Source organism: Maricaulis sp. W15, assembly GCF_001924955.1.
Lineage (GTDB): Bacteria > Pseudomonadota > Alphaproteobacteria > Caulobacterales > Maricaulaceae > Maricaulis > Maricaulis maris.
The window spans coordinates 75,431-93,441 of sequence record NZ_LQXG01000012.1 but is presented as its reverse complement, the minus strand read 5'-3'; the positions used below and the strand labels follow the sequence as shown (position 1 = coordinate 93,441).

General features: G+C 62.9%; 5 protein-coding genes. 1 reads left to right on the top strand and 4 read right to left on the bottom strand.

Translation table 11 applies throughout. The annotated features are described in order from the left end of the window. Window positions 1-4 precede the first annotated feature (4 nt). Window positions 5-1,126, top strand: coding sequence for a TauD/TfdA family dioxygenase (locus AWH62_RS16770; RefSeq protein ID WP_143742949.1), 1,122 nt, complete (start codon window positions 5-7; stop codon window positions 1,124-1,126). 327 nt (window positions 1,127-1,453) lie between these two features. Here AWH62_RS16770 and AWH62_RS05830 read toward each other — a convergent pair whose 3' ends face one another. The 4 genes from AWH62_RS05830 to AWH62_RS05815 form a co-directional block, all read right to left on the bottom strand. Then, window positions 1,454-2,746 carry a hypothetical protein gene (locus AWH62_RS05830; RefSeq protein WP_075189549.1) on the bottom strand — a complete coding sequence of 431 codons (1,293 nt, stop codon included), beginning with the start codon at window positions 2,744-2,746 and terminating at the stop codon, window positions 1,454-1,456. 3 nt (window positions 2,747-2,749) lie between these two features. After that, a complete protein-coding gene (locus AWH62_RS05825) occupies window positions 2,750-3,097 on the bottom strand; it encodes a hypothetical protein (RefSeq protein WP_075189548.1) in 348 nt (115 codons plus the stop codon). A 982-nt stretch (window positions 3,098-4,079) separates the two neighbouring features. Beyond that, window positions 4,080-14,468: an autotransporter outer membrane beta-barrel domain-containing protein gene (locus tag AWH62_RS16980; RefSeq protein WP_158025576.1), complete on the bottom strand. Its 10,389-nt coding sequence runs from the start codon at window positions 14,466-14,468 to the stop codon at window positions 4,080-4,082. A 444-nt stretch (window positions 14,469-14,912) separates the two neighbouring features. Next, window positions 14,913-17,819, bottom strand: coding sequence for a TonB-dependent receptor domain-containing protein (locus AWH62_RS05815; protein WP_075189546.1), 2,907 nt, complete (start codon window positions 17,817-17,819; stop codon window positions 14,913-14,915). Window positions 17,820-18,011 lie beyond the last annotated feature (192 nt).

The window sequence follows — 18,011 nt, the reverse complement described above, 5'->3', positions numbered from 1 at the left end:
GCCCATGGAACGTTACACGATAGATGAAAGAAAATTCCTTGAGCAGTCAGATGTTTTCATCGACTTGGCTTTGCAGGAATTCGGGTTTCAATCTCTAAACGACCTGCCTTTAGCTGCTCAGAGGCGGCATCCATCGCCCCTGCCCGCTATTCCTTTGGAGCGAAGTAGCCGCCTTTCCAGGGAGGAAAGGCGCAAGCTTGCGGACGCCTTCTGGGGTCCCGAAGGCGTAGCTCACTTCATTGACCTCTCTCCGCCCGAAAGGCCCTACGACCGCCACCCAATCTTTCTACTTGCTGAGCAGCTATCGGATGATTTGCCGCTCCGGTTTCCTATCCAGCACCCACTTGAAGCACATATGGAGTCAGTAAGAAGATTCGGGCCATCAGACGGGACTCGCAAAATATATGATCTACCCATTGATGACGTAGCGGCTCGATACCGAGAGCAAAACGAAACAAGCGAGCAGTTTAGTTCTCATAATGATGGGCTCGGATATGGTGGGTGCATAGAGGCATTCATGCTGTATGCTGAGAGCTGTCCACTATGGGGCGGATATACTTATTTTCAAAACACGTTGCGGGTAGCTCTTCAGCTCGCCATCGAAGATCCTGCCATGTTTCGGAGTATGTTTTTACCTGACGCGATTACTGTCACACGGCCGCGGGGAAAGGGGGCGATCCGTGTAAAAAGTCCGATACTATTTTTGGGAGAGTTTGGTCAGCCACAGGTTTTTTTTAGAGTGAGCAGCGGCGAATATGTTGTGGAAACGAGAGACGATCCGCTCGTCTTGCGCGGGTACCAATACCTTGCGGAGCACTGCATGCCGTTCGCGCCGTCGAGTACGTTCATAAACTTCAGTCGTCGAGGATTCGGATGTATTGTAAGAAATAATGTGATTAATCATGGAAGAACTAGATTCATGGATGATCCCGACCATGGCTTTGTGCGGGTTTTATCCCGGAAATGGTTCGTTTCTCACGAGAAACACACAGAATACAAACATGTTCCAGGAATGTTTGTCTTGAAAAAATATGCTGCTATTTTTCCGGAACAGTTTGGGGAAAATGTGTTGAGCGGTGAGTGGCATTGGAATGCTGAAAACGGATGCAATAAAAAAATCCGCTGACGTTCACTGCGTTATCCGCTCTCCTTAGAATATCGATATATATTGTTCAAACAATAAGAAGTAACGACTCCCACTATCGCTGGTCCAGCCGGTTTCTTTTTATCATCGGTTTTTTATTCTGTTTTTATACCAATTTGGGCATTGGATGAGGGCCTCCGTCCCTCGCACCGATCAAGGGTGCGGTTCCCGAGGCTCGGGCCATTGGCCCTGCGCCCGCCGCACTGATCCTTGACTGCGCTCACCCCGTTTCTGCTTGGCTGGCATGGGTTGCAGGGGCAACCCTCATTCCATGGTGCTGGAATGGATATGTTGAGGTGAGGTGAGCGGTCAGGGCTCCATGGTCGGGCCTTGATGGCGATGGCGTTGCGCTTTGGCGCTGTGCCGGTTGAAGCGCTCGCGCAGGGGTTCGGCCCCGCGCTGTTCCAGCTCGCAAATCTCTCGGCGAATATCGTCTTCGAGCGTGCAGTGCCGCTCCCGCATGGCGCGGATTTTCACCTGCAGTTTCTGGCGTTCGGCGAGCTGGGTTTCAACCACGCTTTTGCGCTCTGCCCTGTCTCGTTTCGCGGCGGCGTTCGCCTCGCGCGCATTTTGTTCGAGCGACTGCGTGTGACGACCGGTCAGCCGATCCCACAGGCCGAGCAGGCCCCGGCGCAGGCGGCCGGCGCGAATGCGGGCTTCGTACGTACTGCGCTCTTGCTGGTTCGCCTTGAGCTTCGCGCGGACGGTGCGGTGACGTTCCGCCATTTTGCGCCGCGCGGCGTCCAGCGGGCGCATCTCGCGACGAGCCTGGGCGGCGGCATCTCCCAGATAGCTGCGAACAACAGGAGTGAGATCGCGCGCAATCCGTGCCTTGGTCTCTTCAACATCCGGCAGACCGGCAGGATCGCCCAGCCGCTCATTCACCGCTTTGGCACGCTGGCCGGTATAGCGCGCGATGGACAGGACTTCGCCCTCGGTCGAGACCGCCACAAAACCGCGCCGGTCGCCGCGTGCGAGGTACAGACCGCGCTCTTTCAGGGATGCGGCGAACCCGGCTCTGGAATCCGACACCGCCCAGCATTCCTGCACAACCGAATTGAGGTCGCGGGCGTTGCGCCCCATGCGTTTGGCCTGTTGCCACTGCGCCAGCGAGAAATTCCGCGGATCGGCTTCGCGGCTGTTCATGAAGCCGCGCGGCATCTTCCAGCCATGTTCGAGATAAAGCTCGCGCCCCAGATCCCGCAGCTTGTTCTTGAAATACGGGAGGGGCTTGGCTGTCATGCTCTGCGCATCGATCCGCGACCACACCGCATGACAATGCCGACGGCCTTCCTTTTCGTGAAAGACGACAACGCGGGGCTGGCCGGTCAGGCCGTTGGCCTCTTCGATACGCGCCAGCGCGTCCTCGAATACGCCGATATCGACACGCTCCGTCTCCGGCGGGTTGAGCGAAACAGAAAAGAGATATTGCTTGCAGCGCGTGCCCTTAGCCACCGCCTGCGCTTCCTTGAGCGCCGCCACCACATCGCCAGAGACGAACCCGCTGATTTCGTGGACGTCGACATGCTCGTTCTCGTCCGCGCGCAGCAGATGAAGACCAAGCTGTTTTGCGCCGCCGCGCTGGGATGCCACCAAAATCATGGGTCAGCGCTCCTTGATGCCGAGCGACTTCATCAGCAGCGACTTGATCACTGCCACATCAGCGCAGGCCGCGCGGATCGAGGCTTGGGTTTCAGGATCAAGCGGTAGCGTGCCGCGCTCAGCATCCCGCGCCATCGAGCGAATGGCCGGGCCGATGCCACTTTGGCCAAGCAGGGCCAGCGCACGGGCAACCTCTTCGCGGATGGGATTGGTCGCAGCTTTCCGGCGGTCGCCAAACAGGCACGCTTTGATGAAACCACCCAACGGCTTGCCATCCGCCATACGCTCCAGGCGCGCGCGCTCGTCTGCGCTCAGGCGCAGCGAAAGCGGTGGCAGGCGTTTGGCGGACATGAGCGGGGTTTTGATTCCTTTGGGTTGATACGAAAAAGCCCGCCCTCACAGTGTGAGAGCGGGCGACAAATGGCGGGAGGAATGGGCAAGCCCAATCCACTGCGCAGCTTGAATTGAACGAATTTGAGTACGGCAGCGAAACTGCCTACGGCTCCGGGTCCGACGCTATGATGTGGATCGCATCCAGCCCCTCTAGTTCCTTGTTCCATACCGCCAAAGTGTCGAAGAGAGAGTTCAAACTTTCTTCTTCAAGCGGCACCATTTTCAAGTTTTTGATATTGTTGAGTTAAATCGACATTCGCCACGGCGCCATTTCGCGAGTGCGTGCCTGATCGCTTCGCGTCGGACCGAATCGGAAGGTGCTTGATTTCGCTCCTTCCGCCCGCGCATTTCCCCGAAACATTGAATGAATACTGGGCCGCATGTGATCGACAGCGCTGCACGATCTTTTCAGTGCATCACGGCACCTATCCGTCAGGACGAGCGGCCGTTTCTACAATTGAGACGGCATCTGAGACGGCATCGCAAATTCGCTGTGGATTTCATGACAAGCGATTGCCCGGCATAGTCCTGTGCATTGCCGATGCGCTCGGGTAGCCGGATTCAAATTGCCGGCGGCCAATCAAGCCGCGATGATCAGGATTTCCGCGGTCAAGCACCACGGGCTAACCCATTCGGACCAACGACCAACCGAACCGCTTCCGCACCACGCGATCTCGACATTTTTCTCCAGCTTCCAAGCCGGGCTACATGCCGCGCCGAACTTTCAAGCTTCACATCATGATCGGCAGCCTGGACCGGACCTGAACAGCGCCTGGGACGTCGACATGACTGTATGGGCATCGCATCGGCGCACTGCCTGCGAGCTCCATCATGTGCGCCGCATACCGGAGATTATGCGATTGGGCGGTCCGGCCAAGGCAAAACGGCCGCCCGGACTATCTCCGGCCGGCCGCCCTGTGCTTGCGCTTGGTCGCTCCGTCTAGAAGCGGACGCGGAAGTCGATACCGGCGCGTTGATGCTCGGTCTCGGCGCCGAACTCGGCGTCATAGCCGATCGACAGGCCGACCCGCTCATTGCCCGCGATCTCGATGTCCGCACCGATCTGGTAAACCAGCTGATCGAGCGAGGTGCCGATCATCGCCGGCTCTGCCAGCGGGTTGGAACCGAGGAAACGCATCGGCAGCTCGAGACGGTCCTGTGTGCTCAGGCGCAGGCCACCGGTCAGCGACACAACCCCGACCATGCCCACCGTTTCCCGGAAGATATGGCCAACCGTCAGCTGCGGATTGATCGCACCGATGAGCTCCTTGTCGGCCCGCACCTCGATGCCCAGACCGTCGAGCCCCTCTTCTGTCAGGCCATCATGGTAGAGCGCGGTCAGCGAGGCCGAGACCTGCGGGCGGGCGAACAGGCTGCCATGACGGAAGCTTTCACCCACATGACCATCGAGACGGGCATGGCCGGTTTCCGGTGAAGACGTGCCGATACCGGTTGTGAAGACTTCCACCGCGCGTTCGGTCTCATGCCATGACCAGCCACCGGAAACGGAGGCGCCGTAATAGGGACCGGTCGCGGGATTACGCTCGGCGCCAAGCCCGACCACGAAACCACTGCTCTCGGTCCTGGCCCGATGCCCGTCAATGCGGATCGGGTCGGTTTGCGCATAGCTGACGCCCGCGGCGACGGACCAGTCATCACCGACGCGTTGCTCGAATCCGCCGGTAAAGCGCATCGACTCGCTTTCCGTGTGCAGATTTTCGAAACCTGCATCGCGCGCACTCGCGGTCATTTCCAATCGCGACCAGGCGCATTGATCATCGCGACGACCGATCGGTGATCCGCAATTGAACAGATCATCGGCAAAATCATTGGCCGAACTGAGCTGCCCATGCATCACGGCGAGATGAGGCTCCGGATTGAGTTCTGCAAAGACCGCCTCGTAGAGATCAAGCTGGTCCGACTGCATATTGCCGAGGAAAGCCAGCAAGCGTCCGATACCGGCAGACCCGCCGACATCCAGGGCCGAATCCATATGCGCACCCAGCGCCCGACCGTTCCGGTTCAAACTCGCCAGACCGAAATCCGTGTCGATCAGCAGATGGATGCCAGCCGCATCAGCGGCAATCGAGAAATCGACCGCCAGCGTGTCACGAATGGACAGCCCGTTGTCGACCGCGCCATCAGCCGTCGCAAACAGCGTGACCGCCTCGCGGTCCTGCAGCCAGGTCAGGGTGACATCGCCCGTCCCGGCGACCGTGGCACCACCGGTGACATTCACCCGGTCAGACGCATACGGACCATAGGCAACGTCAAACACCAGATGACCGCTATCCGTTTGCTCGAAATGGCCATCCAGTTCGACCGTGTTGATGACCCGCGCGCCATAGAGAAGATTGGTCGTCGGATCGCCGACGGCATCGAAATTCCCGAACGTATCGCCGTTGAGGAGATCGATCGGATAGGTCGAGGCTGACAGTCCCATGATGAAATTGCCGGCATTGCGGAAGGTTGCTGCGCCGACCGGGCTGGGCGCAGCCACGGGCGTCACTGACTCGCCGGCCAGCTCTGCCCCTGTCATGTCGCGGTCAAGTTCCGCCATGACCTGGACGGTCGGCTTGCCGTCCGCCAGCCCGGCCTGCAGGTCACCCTCCGGGATCGGGCCTGACAGGGCCTCCTGAACCGGGGCTCCCTTTACGCCGACAGATGCATCGCCATTGCCCGCCATGGGCGATAGCGGTGCTGGCGTTGTTTGGGGGTGCGCGACCAGATCAGCCTGAACCGGCCGTTTGGTCGTCGCTTCGGTCACACCCGTCGCGACCGGCCCGGATTGCGACACAGCGCCTGCGGCAGCCGCGTCCACCGAGACACTATTGCCCTGACCCAGAACCGTTTGCGGGCTGACCGCATCATCTCTCAGATCAATCGTATCGAAGGCGATGAAGGTCGCCCCCGCCTGGTTGTCGAACCGGTTCACGCCCGAACCCAGATCCACATTGCCAACCACCAGGCCGGTATTCTCGATCAGGTCATTGCCGGTTGTGGTGACAATGGCATTGCCGGACACAGCCGACACACTGCCTGACGTGAACAGCGTATTGTTGGCGCCGCCGTCGAAGAAGACCCCGATCCCGCGGTCCGACCCGCCACGAATGTCATTGTCCAGCGTCACGGTGATGGCCGCAGCCGCCAGCGCGCTCATCACGTCGACCGCGTCAGCCCGGCTTTCGGGATCAACGAATTCGGCAAGGCCGGCCGGACCGAAACGGTCGGTGAAGGACGGCATCACCGAACGCGTTTCTGCCGCCTCCGTGGCTGCCGCGACGACATGTACGCTGGCCTGTGCCTCGGTCTGGTCCGGAGCGATCGCAGCAATCGGTTCGGCCGGCGCGAATGTCGTGCCCAGGCTCTGGGCGAAGAAGGCAATCGCATTGCGGCCGGACGAAATGATGGCACCGGTGTGATTGACGATCACCCGGCCCGCTTCGCCTTCTCCACCCATGGCGCCGAAGAAACCCAGTCCATTGGCTGAACCAAACGTGCCGCCACCGCCACCGATCGACTGGGCGAAAATGCCGATGGCACCGCCGCCAAGCAGGTTGATCGTGCCGCTGGAATTGATGGTGACATCACCGCCATCACCGCTATTGCCGCCGATCGGATTGCGGGCGACATCAACGCCCGCTTCCTGCACGCCGACCGTAGTATCGCCGGCATTGCCGCCACCGCCACCGATCGACTGGGCGAAAATACCGTAGGCACCAATGCCATGCGTGGTGATATCGCCGGTGTGTGTGACCGTGACATCGCCGCCATCGCCGGCATTGCCACCGATACCACCGAAGGAAATCGCGCCGGCATTCGAGATATAGCCGTCGCCGGCATTGCCACCGCCGCCGCCGATCGACTGGGCGAGAATGGCGTGGGCATTGTCGCCGGTCGTGACGATCGAGCCGCTATTGGTCACAACCACATTGCCGCCATCACCGGATGCGCCGCCAAAGCCGCCCATGCCGATACTGATGTCCGGTTGGAAAGTGCTGCCCAGATCGCCATTGTTTTCGATGACGGCATTCCGGGTATCGCGTGAGCCATCCATATTGCCGGCGCCGCCATTGCCGCCGCCACCGCCGATGGATTGGGCGAAAATGCCATAGGCCAGGTCGCCGTCTTCACCGTAATTCGGGTCATCATCGGCGCTGAAAAAGCGTGTGCCGGAGGTCTGGATCGAGCCGGTATTGATCACGGTGACATCACCGCCATCGCCCGCTGCACCGCCAAAGCCGCCGATCGCGATCGTGCCGGTTGCCGTCGCGCCACCCTGACCAACTTCGCCGCCACCACCGCCGACCGATTGTGCGAAAATACCGCGCGCACCATCGCCCCAGGTATTGATCGAGCCGGAATTGGTGACCCGCACATCGCCGCCATCACCCGAAGCTCCGCCAAACCCACCCAGCGTGAAACTCAGCGAGTCATTGTCACTGCTGGACAACAGGGCATCCAGTTCCTCGCCATCCAGCGACGTGCCGCCGCCATTGCCGCCGCCGCCGCCGACAGACTGGGCCTTGATGCCGTCCGAACCGGCGCCGAAGGTCGTGATTGCCCCGCTATTGGCAACCGTGACATCGCCACCATCGCCCGCGGCGCCACCAAAGCCGCCAACCACGGCGACCAGTTCAAGATTCTTGGTGTCATCATTGACGCTGGATGCGTCACGCGTGATTGCAAATCCGGTCGCGCTGCCACCATTGCCGCCGCCGCCGCCGATTGACTGGGCAAAGACACCGTTGGAGCCACGGACCCAGGATATGATCGTGCCCTCATTGTCGACGGACACATCACCGCCATTACCGGCCGCGCCGCCAGACCCGCCGACGGTTATCGCGATCGAGGCCGACTCGCTGGCCCCGGCTGCACCCGTCGCCGACATGCTGGGCCCACCATTGCCGCCGCCGCCGCCGACAGACTGGGCGAAGACGACATGAGCGTCCTTGTTCACGGTGACGAGCGTGCCGCTATTGGTCACAAACACATCGCCGCCATGCCCACCGGTGCCGCCGAAGCCGCCGACCGAGGTTGCCAGGTTGAATGTGTTCGAGCCGATCCCGCCGGCACCCGCACCGCCGCCGCCGGTCGGCGCACAAGGCGTCTCGGATTCAGGCAGGCATTGGTCGCCAATGATCTGGGTTCCGAAGGCGCTGGAGTCGAGGCCGGCAAAACCACCATCCCCGCCGCCACCGCCGACCGACTGGGCGAAGATCGCGTGGGATGCTTCGCCCCAGGCGGTGATCGAACCGGAATTGTTGACGGTGACCGTATTGCCGGTATTGCCCGTGCCGCCGGTCCCGCCGACCGCAAAGCTCAGATTGACCGAGTCCGACCCGCCCGCTGCGAGCGAACCGCTCGAGCCGCCGGTGCCACCACCGCCGCCGACCGACTCCGCATAAATACCGTGCGCGCGATAGCCGGCGGTCTGGATGATCGAGGATGAGGTGACATCAACCGTGCCGGCCGTGCCGCCCTCGCCGCCAGTGCCACCAATACTGGCCGCGACATTGACCGAGTCCGACGCGCCGAAGGTCGCCGTCAGCGCCATGCCGCCATTGCCGCCGCCACCGCCGACCGACTGGGCAAAGACGCCATGCGCCCGATCACCCTCTGTCATCAGCAATGAGCCGCTGGTATCGACGATCACGTCGCCGGCCGCGCCACCGGTTCCACCGCTCCCGCCAAGGCCGAAGCTGATCCCCATGGCGCGGTTATTGCCGACCGTGCCGGACATGCTGCCGGTCCAGCCGCCATTGCCACCGCCGCCGCCGACTGACTGGGCCAGGATGGCGCTGGACATGTCCCCCGCCGTACCGATGGAGGCGGTATTGGTCACATCGACCGTGCCGGACGTGCCGCCTGTACCGCCGCTGCCACCCAGGGACACGCCGATCGAGACGGACCGGTCACCGGCCGTGAGGGCGCCGGATACGGCAAAGCCGCCATTGCCGCCGCCGCCACCGACGGATTGCGCCAGGATGCCGACCGAATTGTCGCCGGCGGTCGTGATCTGACCATTATTGGTCACCTGAACCCGGTCGCCCGTGCCGCCGACACCGCCCGAGCCACCCAGCGAGACGCCGAGGCCGGCTGAACTGTTGCCAAATCCGCCGGCAAGCGATGCGGCCCAGCCGCCATTGCCGCCGCCGCCACCGACCGACTGCGCCAGGATGCCGTGGCTATTATCGCCAAAGGAGGCCAGGACGGCCGAGTTCAGCACGTCCGCTGTCGAGGCATTGCCGCCGCTGTCACCGGAGCCGCCGAGCGAAACCGCCACACCGCCGGCGCGGTCGCCCAGGGCCACCGAAGCCGCGAAGCTGGCGCCACCATTGCCGCCACCGCCGCCAATCGACTGCGCATGCACAGCCGAAGACTGGTCGCCCAGCGTCTGGACATTGCCGGACACGGTCACATCAACCGCCCCTGCGACGCCGCCGCTGCCGCCATCGCCGCCAAGGGCGACATTGATCGCTGCACTGTTTCCGCCGCCGGTCGCGCCGAAGGCACCCGAGAAGCCGCCATTGCCGCCACCGCCGCCGACCGACTGGGCGAAGATGCCGGCAGACTGATCACCTTCGGTGCCGACCTGGCCACGCGAGTCGACCGTGACCGCACCGCCGGTATTGCCGCTGCCGCCACTTCCGCCAAGCGAAACACCGATCGCCGCGCTGTTGGAAGACGCCAGGCTGATCCCGCCGGTGATGGACAGGCCGCCATTGCCGCCGCCACCGCCGACCGACTGGGCGAAAATTCCGTTGGACTGGTCGCCGAGCGTGTAGATCGTCTCAAGCGTGTTGACGTTGACCGCGCCGCCCGTACCGCCCGAACCGCCATTGCCACCAATGGCAACATTGATACCGGCTGCATTGGAACTGCCTGCGGTTATGGTCCCGGAGATTGCGGCTCCACCATTGCCGCCACCACCGCCGATCGACTGGGCAAGAATGCCATTGGCATTGTCGCCTTCCGTCGTGATTTGATCAGTGGCATTGACCGTCACCACGCCAGCCGTATTGCCGGTGCCGCCACCGCCGCCCAGCGAAACGCCGACTGCGGCAGCCTGGGTGCCAAAGCTCAAACCGCCGGTAACCGAGAAGCCACCATTGCCGCCACCGCCGCCCAGCGATTGCGCCGAGATGCCATGGGCGCCATCGCCCAGCGTGGCGATTTCCTGTGCGGTGACCGTAACATCACCGGCTGAACCGCCACTGCCGCCCGATCCACCGATGCCGACATTCACGGCACCACCAACCGAGCCGCCGCCGACCAGGCTCGCGGCAATGGCAAATCCTCCATTGCCGCCGCCGCCACCGATTGACTGCGCCAGCACACCGATCGCGCCGTCACCGCCGGTTGCCACATCCTCGACGGTCACATTGACGGTCGAGGCCGCGCCGCCGACCCCGCCGGAGCCACCAAGCGAAATATTGACCGCGCCGCCGACACTCATGCCACCGGCAGCACCCGCAGCGACCGAGAAGCCACCATTGCCGCCACCACCACCGATGGATTGCGCCAGTACGCCATGCGCGTCAGTCCCGCGCGTGATGATGTGGTCCGTCTGGGTAACCGTGACCGAGCGGGCATAGGAGCCGGCACCACCGCCACCACCAATCGACACACCCACGCCGACACCGGCCGTGCCGCCGGCTGCGATATTGCCGGTCGCCGACCAGCCGCCATTGCCGCCACCGCCACCGATCGACTGGGCCGCGATCCCGTGGGATCCGGCGCCTGTCGTCTCGACCACCGCCGTCGACGCAACAGTCACATCGTCCGCATGGGCACCGTCACCGGCCGCGCCGCCGAGCGCGACATTCACCGCGCCGCCCGCCGTACCACCCAGCGCCAGTGAGCCCGAGAAGGCAAAGCCGCCATTGCCGCCACCGCCGCCAATCGATTGCGCGAGGATGCCATGGGACACATTGCCGAAGGTGAAGACGGTCCCGTCCGATGTCACCACGACATCGCCATTGACGACACCGCCGCTTCCACCATCGCCGCCCAGAGAGACACCGATGCCGACACCCGCCGTTCCGCCAACGCTGAGCGAGCCGGTCGCCGACCAGCCACCATTACCGCCGCCGCCGCCGACCGACTGGGCAAACAAGCCGTGTGAATTGTCACCGGAGGTGGCGACCACACCATCGCTGTTGAGCGTGACCTGCCCGGAATAGGATCCGGCTCCGCCATCCCCCCCCAGCGCGACATCGACGCCAACGCCGGCAATACCCCCGGCAGAGAGCGAGCCGGAGAAGGAGAATCCGCCATTGCCGCCACCGCCGCCGATGGACTGGGCAACAAGGCCATGCGCATTGCTGCCCGCGGTGATCACATTGCCGGTCGCGTCGATCAGAACCGTGCTGCCAAAGCCGCCAGCGCCGCCGCTGCCGCCCATCGACACACCCAGGCTGACCGCCGCGCCGGTCGAAATGGCGAGGTTGGCCGTACCGGTCCAACCACCATTGCCGCCACCGCCGCCGATGGACTGGGCCAGCACGCCGAAGGAGTTATCACCGCTCGTCTGAATCGTGTCTGCGGTCCGGACCGTGACGGAATCCGAGTCCCCCCCGGCACCACCATCGCCACCCACGGCAACCGACACGGAGGCTGAAGCCCCAACACCCGCGCTGACGGCACCGGCAAAGCTCTGGCCGCCATTGCCGCCGCCGCCGCCGACCGACTGGGCCAGGACAGCATGCGCATTATCACCAAATGTCAGGACCGAGCCGTCGAGGTCCATCTCGACAACACCGCCGCGGCCACCGGCGCCGGCGTTGCCACCAACGGCGACACTGACCGAGCCAAAGGCGCCGATCGAGCCGGCAACCGAATAGCCGCCATTGCCGCCACCACCGCCGACCGACTGGCCGACAATCCCGGTCGAACCGTGTTCGCGGGTTTCGATGAATGCCCCGTCCGCGGTGTTGACCCGGACCGTTCCACCCTCGCCGCCGACCGCGCCATCGCCACCGACAGCGACACTGGCGAAGAGGCCGCCGGAGACAGCACTGCCCCCATTACCGCCACCGCCACCGATCGACTGGGCAATGATGCCGTTGGAGTTCTCGTTGGTTGTGAGGATATTGCCATTGGCATTGACCGTGACAGTCGAGGCCGAATTGCCGGTACCGCCTTGGCCGCCGACGGACACCATGCCACCCGCGCCGCCGCCATTGCCGCCGCCGCCGCCGATCGACTGCGCGACAATACCGGTCGCGCCATTGCCTTGCGTCTGGATCAGGCCGCTTGTCGTGACGGTGACTGTGTTACCCGTACCGCCGCCGGATCCGTCACCGCCAATGGCGCCGATACCACCGCCGGCACCGCCATTGCCGCCACCGCCGCCGATCGATTGGGCGAGAATGCCGAATGCCCGGTCGCCCTCGGTCAGGATGCTGCCCATCGTGATGTCGACAACACCACCATCACCGCCGACATCGCCGTCGCCGCCAATTCCGACGATACCGCCGCTGGTGCCACCATTGCCGCCGCCGCCACCGATGGCCTGCGCCAAAACACCGTGTGCGTCCATGCCGGTCGTCGATATGGTCCCGGTCCCGCTGACGGTGACCGTCTCCGCGCTGCCGCCCGCATCACCATCGCCGCCGATGGCCGCCAGACCGACGGTCGAGCTGCCATTGCCGCCGCCGCCGCCAATCGATTGCACCAGGATTCCCAGCGCGCCTTCGCCGGTGGTCGTGATCAACCCGTCATTGTCGACCCGAACCTCGCCAGCCGCGCCGCCGGACCCGCCCGTGCCGCCCAGCGCCACGAGTCCGCCGGTGCCACGCCCGGACCCGCCACCGCCGCCGATCGATTGCGCCATGATGCCGTGACTGCGGTCACCGGTCGTCGTCGTACCGGTGGAGATGGCACCGTCATTGTAAACAGTAACCGTACCGGCATCGCCGCCAGAGCCGGAGCCGGCGCCCAGCGCCGCAATGCCGGCAGACGCGCCGCTACGACCGCCACCGCCGCCGATGGACTGCGCGGTGATGCCGACAGCATCGTCGCCGCGCGTCGTGATCGTGCCGGTCGCCGCGTTGGTGACCACAACGAGACCGCCATTGCCGGCGCCGCCGCCTCCGCCGCCGAAGGCAACCAGGCCACCGGATGCGCCCGCATCGCCGCCCGAGCCGCCGATGCTTTGCGCCACGATTCCGTCGGAATAAGTCCCCGTGGTGATGATCGAGCCGTAATTTGTGACCGTGACGGTGGACCCATTGCCGCCGGTACTGCCGGAATCCGCGTCGCCGACAATGCCGAAACTCGAACCGGCATCGCCCGACGCACCGCCCATTGACTGCGCCAGAATACCGTTCGCGCTGAGACCCGTCGTGCTGATGGCACCGTGATTGACGACCGTGACCGTACCGCCTTCAGCCGCCGGCCCTGACGACCCGCCATCCGACCAGATAAATCCGCTGCCGCCATCGCCACCTGAACCGGCACGGCTGAGCGCAAAAATTCCATGCCCGGCCTCGCCCGAGGTCGACACATCGACATGGCTGGTGAGTTGGACGACGCCGCCTGCGCCACTCGCGCCGCCTTCATAGCCTTGGAATCCAAAGCCCACGGAATCGCCACCATCGCCACCGTCGCCGCCGATTGAAACCACGCTGATTCCGGGCAGGTTGTCGGTGATCGACTCGATGTCCCCGAAGCCGGACGTCGTCAGCGTGTGGATCACATCCGGCCCCGGACCGCCATCCTCGCCGGGATCGCCATTCTCACCGATCGTGAAGCATTTGATGATGCAAATCCGGGCACCCCAGGCATTGTCACCGTCGGCGCCGTTCGAACCCGTTTGCCGGTCCGAAAACACATTGATGTTTCCGGCCGGGATTGCCGGATTGACGGTGGTCGCGGGCGAGCCCGGCGATCCGGTCACCCCGGAGGAGGCCGTCGTGATGTCACCGCTGCGGGAGGTGACCGAGGAGAAGGTGAAGCTGTTGCCGTCGCCGTCTTCGGCTGTGTAGGACACAATGGCCGCAAACGGGTCGATATTGATCGAGGTGATCGTATAGGTGGCCGCGCTGCCGGGCGTGTCCGCGGTGGCCGTCGGGTCAACAATCGTGTCGCCGACCGCGGTCGCGACGATGATGACATTGAAGGCATCCGTCATCACCACATTGTCGCCGAGGACGGCCTGGACGGTTTCCGTACCGCCGGTGATAGGATTGGTGACAGTATCGCCGACATCGACTGCCCAGGCCGCCGGGCTGACAATTGCAGCGAGGCTCGCTCCTGCCAGCGCAATGCTCATCGCGTGCGGCGAGGTGCCGAGAAGCAGAGACGAAATACGGCGGGACTGCATCTTCTGGCCCCCATTGGAAGCCTTCGGAAACTTGGACAAGACAATCCCCCCCGGGAACAAGATACTGACGCTACTGCCGGGGTTTACGCAAAAACAATGCCGCCCCGGCCCCGAAAGACCTTAACGGAAGCTTAAGGATTTACCTAGCGCCGTCTCGGGACGTGCATGCCGCAGGCCGGCAAGCGGCAACATCATGTAAAAATGAGAGCCGTCTCGAAAGACCGGGTTGGGTCCTGTTATTGCTGTCAGACAACAGCGAAGTGGTATCACGCCAGCCGGATGTTCGGCGTTTCAGCAGCCAGGTCGCGCCATTCGTCCAGCGCGAGGCGGCCCTCCTTGACCCAGTCGCGGTGGTTGCGCCAACGCCCAACTTCCAAAGATCAGCCGGCCCGCGTGGTATCGCGGACCGGCTGACATCAGCTCAGGATTGCCCGAAGGGCTAGATCAAAAGCGTTTGGTGACCCGGATAAAGCCGGTCCGGCCACGCAGGTCGTACTGGGTACCGGACAGGGCCGTATTGCCCCGGCGCTGGATCGGGTCGGACACGGTTGGCGGATGTTCGTCAAACAGGTTCGAAATCCCGCCCTGGATGGTCAGATCCTCGTTTTCCCAACGCACGGATGCGTCGTGGTAGACGACACCTTCGACATTGAGGTCCCGGAATGCGTTCTCGAACCCTTGATAGTTGAAGGTGCGATCACGCCGCGCCGGGTCAGTGGTGCCGTCGACATAGTCCACAAACCAGCTCCAGGTCCAAGCGTTCCGGGTAAGCGAAGCGCGCAGATTGGCAACAAATTGCGGATCACCGATCACGCCATTGAAATCATTGTTGGCATAACCGGACGCAATGTTCGGGTCGAACAGGTAGACAATGTCGTCCAGCGTCCAGGTTGTCTGCAGATCGACAATGAGAGCGCCGAAATCGTGTTCGTTCGCATAGCGCATCGTGAGATCCACGCCTGACGTATATTGCGAGTTCACATTGATATAGCTGTCACGCACCTCCGTGATGGCAAACGGATCCAGCTGGGCAGAGCCCGGATTGCGATCGAACAGGTCACAGAAGGCATTGGGATAATTGGCCGCGCCGTAGCAACCGCCAATGATTGCAGATGCTCCCAATTGAGACACCTGGTCGAGAACCTCCAGTTCGAAATAGTCCACCGCGATCGAGATCGGCAACGATTGCGGGGTGTAGACCAATCCGATCGTGCGCGCTTCCGACGTTTCCGATTCCAGAACGCCTTGGCCGCCACCGGTATAGATGGTGGCACCGGATGCGGCCCCCGAATAGTCATCGGGAATACCTTCGGCTGCGCAATTGCGACGCACATCGTCATTATTGCTCAAGCCCCAGTCGATACAGGGATCGATCGAGAGCTGTGCCAGGAAGGCCGACTGGTTGCCCAGGAAGAGTTCATATAGTGCCGGCGCGCGGTACGAGGTCCCTTCCGTGGCACGCAGTCGGACACTCGGCGTGATCTGCCAGTTCACGCCGGCCTTCCAGACTGAATCAGACCCGGCCGACTCATAGTCGAAGACGCGACCGGACAGGTTCAGAGAGAGACTTTCGGCGAACATCTGGTCGGCGAGCAGCGGAAATTCGATCTCCCCGAAAAACTCCGACACATTGTCCTCACCACGGGTGATCTGGGCAGAGGTCGAGTTCCACAATTCGCCTGTGCGCGAGGCTTCCGATGGCGTGTCATCGATGGAGAAGCCGCGACGCTCGGCGCCAATGGCGGCACTCACCGGACCGGCCGGCAAATCAAACAGGTCGCCGGCGATCGTGGCATTCACGACCGTCTGCTCATAAATCGTCAGACCGGTCGCCATGACGGTAAGCTGATCATAGAGATCAGCGCCGTAATTGCCTGACAGGAATTCGAACGAGAGCGGGTCATAGTCCGGCGCATCGTCGGTAAAACGGACATCACCGGATTCCGAAGCCCTGATACCGTTATTGGTGTATTCCCCTTCCGAACGGGAATATTGGGCCGATACTGTCCAGCCCCAGCCCGCCAACGGCCCGAATCCAGTCCCCAACTCGCCGCTGAGCGTAGAATTTATGGAGGCGTAACGCACGTCCGCCGCGTAGTTGGACGGCCACATGGTCACCGGCAAGGCAAGAATGAGATCCTGATCATAGCCGGGGTCATTGGCATAGCCATAGGTACCGAAGAGCGATTGGGCCGTGGCCCCACCGATCAGCGGGAAGAATTGGCGCCAGCCCTCCGAAAAAGTCTCCCGGCGCGTGAGGAGAGCATCAGCACGCCATTCGATACCGCCAAGCGCGTCGAACTCGAAGTTCGCCGAGGCGAACACGCTGCTGCGTTCCTGCCGGTTGATCGCGTCCGACGACAAGTAGCGCGCATCATTCTGCACGTCCTCGTAGAACGCTTGGCCGTGCGTGTCATACCGGCCAACCACCCGCAGGCGATAGCCGGGCAGTTCCGGCGTACCGACGCCGTCCGGGTCGGGAATGTAACGGCCACCATTGACCTGATCGAACACGGTGTTGAAATAGATATTCTCGCACCCGCCCAGAGCCGTTCCGGCAAGGATGGAACGGTCCTCTCGGTCGATCCGATTGCCCCCCGGCGCGTCATAGATCATCGGTTGCTGACAGGCGAGATAATCCCGGTCACCCAGGGACAGGTCTTCGCGCAGTTGGTACTGGGCGGCTAGGACGATATGGCCATTGGCAAAGTCCAGCCCATAGAGTCCCGAAATATCATATGTCTCGCCGCCGCCCTCGAACGGGGCATTGACCGAGACGGTCAGTTCGGGCCGCTCGACACGGTCGAGCGTCAGCACATTGACCACACCGGCCACAGCGTCCGAACCATAGACCGAGGACGCACCATCCTTGAGAATGTCAAACCGGTTTATGACGACGGGCGGAAGCACGTTCAGGTCAAACGCGCCCACTTCGCCACGCACGCCGGCCGGCCCGAGACGCTGCCCGTTGACCAGGACCAGAGAGCGCTGGGCGCCAAGCCCGCGCAACGAGATCGTATTCACCCCGGTCCCGCCGGAGACGACATAGCCGCCGAACTGGTTGTTGTACTGGGCCGAACCCGAAGCGACGCTGGCGCCCTGCAGCATTTCCGCCGCATCCACCAGCCCCTCCAGCGTCGCCTCCTCGGCAGTAACGATCTGCACGGGCGAAGCTGATGTGAACTCGTTGCGGCGCAATCGCGACCCGGTAACGACAATGACCTCGTCATCCTCGGCTGCCGTTGTGTCATCGGCTGCGTCCTGCGCCAATCCCGGCGCCGACGACAATCCGACAACTCCCGCCAGGATGCTGGTCAGGAGCAGATGTTTCTTTCTTGTATGGTGCGACATGGTTTCCCCTCGAAATACACCGGGACCGGCAAGCGGCCCCTTCCCTCTCGGGCACGACAGCCGCTCCGGCCATTCGTCCCGTTCGCCCGAGACAACGGGCGCAAGCCCGCTATGAGACAGGAGACAAACGGGCACTAAAGAGGCGGCTGCCCCAATGGCGGGATGGCGTTGCGAATGACAGTGTTGGCGACA

What these genes read in the sequence shown, in the direction of transcription:
- AWH62_RS05825 (WP_075189548.1), bottom strand. Translation starts at nt 3,097, where the DNA reads ATGTCCGCCAAACGCCTGCCACCGCTTTCGCTGCGCCTGAGCGCAGAC.
- AWH62_RS16980 (WP_158025576.1), bottom strand. Translation starts at nt 14,468, where the DNA reads ATGCAGTCCCGCCGTATTTCGTCTCTGCTTCTCGGCACCTCGCCGCAC.
- AWH62_RS16770 (WP_143742949.1), top strand. Translation starts at nt 5, where the DNA reads ATGGAACGTTACACGATAGATGAAAGAAAATTCCTTGAGCAGTCAGAT.
- AWH62_RS05830 (WP_075189549.1), bottom strand. Translation starts at nt 2,746, where the DNA reads ATGATTTTGGTGGCATCCCAGCGCGGCGGCGCAAAACAGCTTGGTCTT.
- AWH62_RS05815 (WP_075189546.1), bottom strand. Translation starts at nt 17,819, where the DNA reads ATGTCGCACCATACAAGAAAGAAACATCTGCTCCTGACCAGCATCCTG.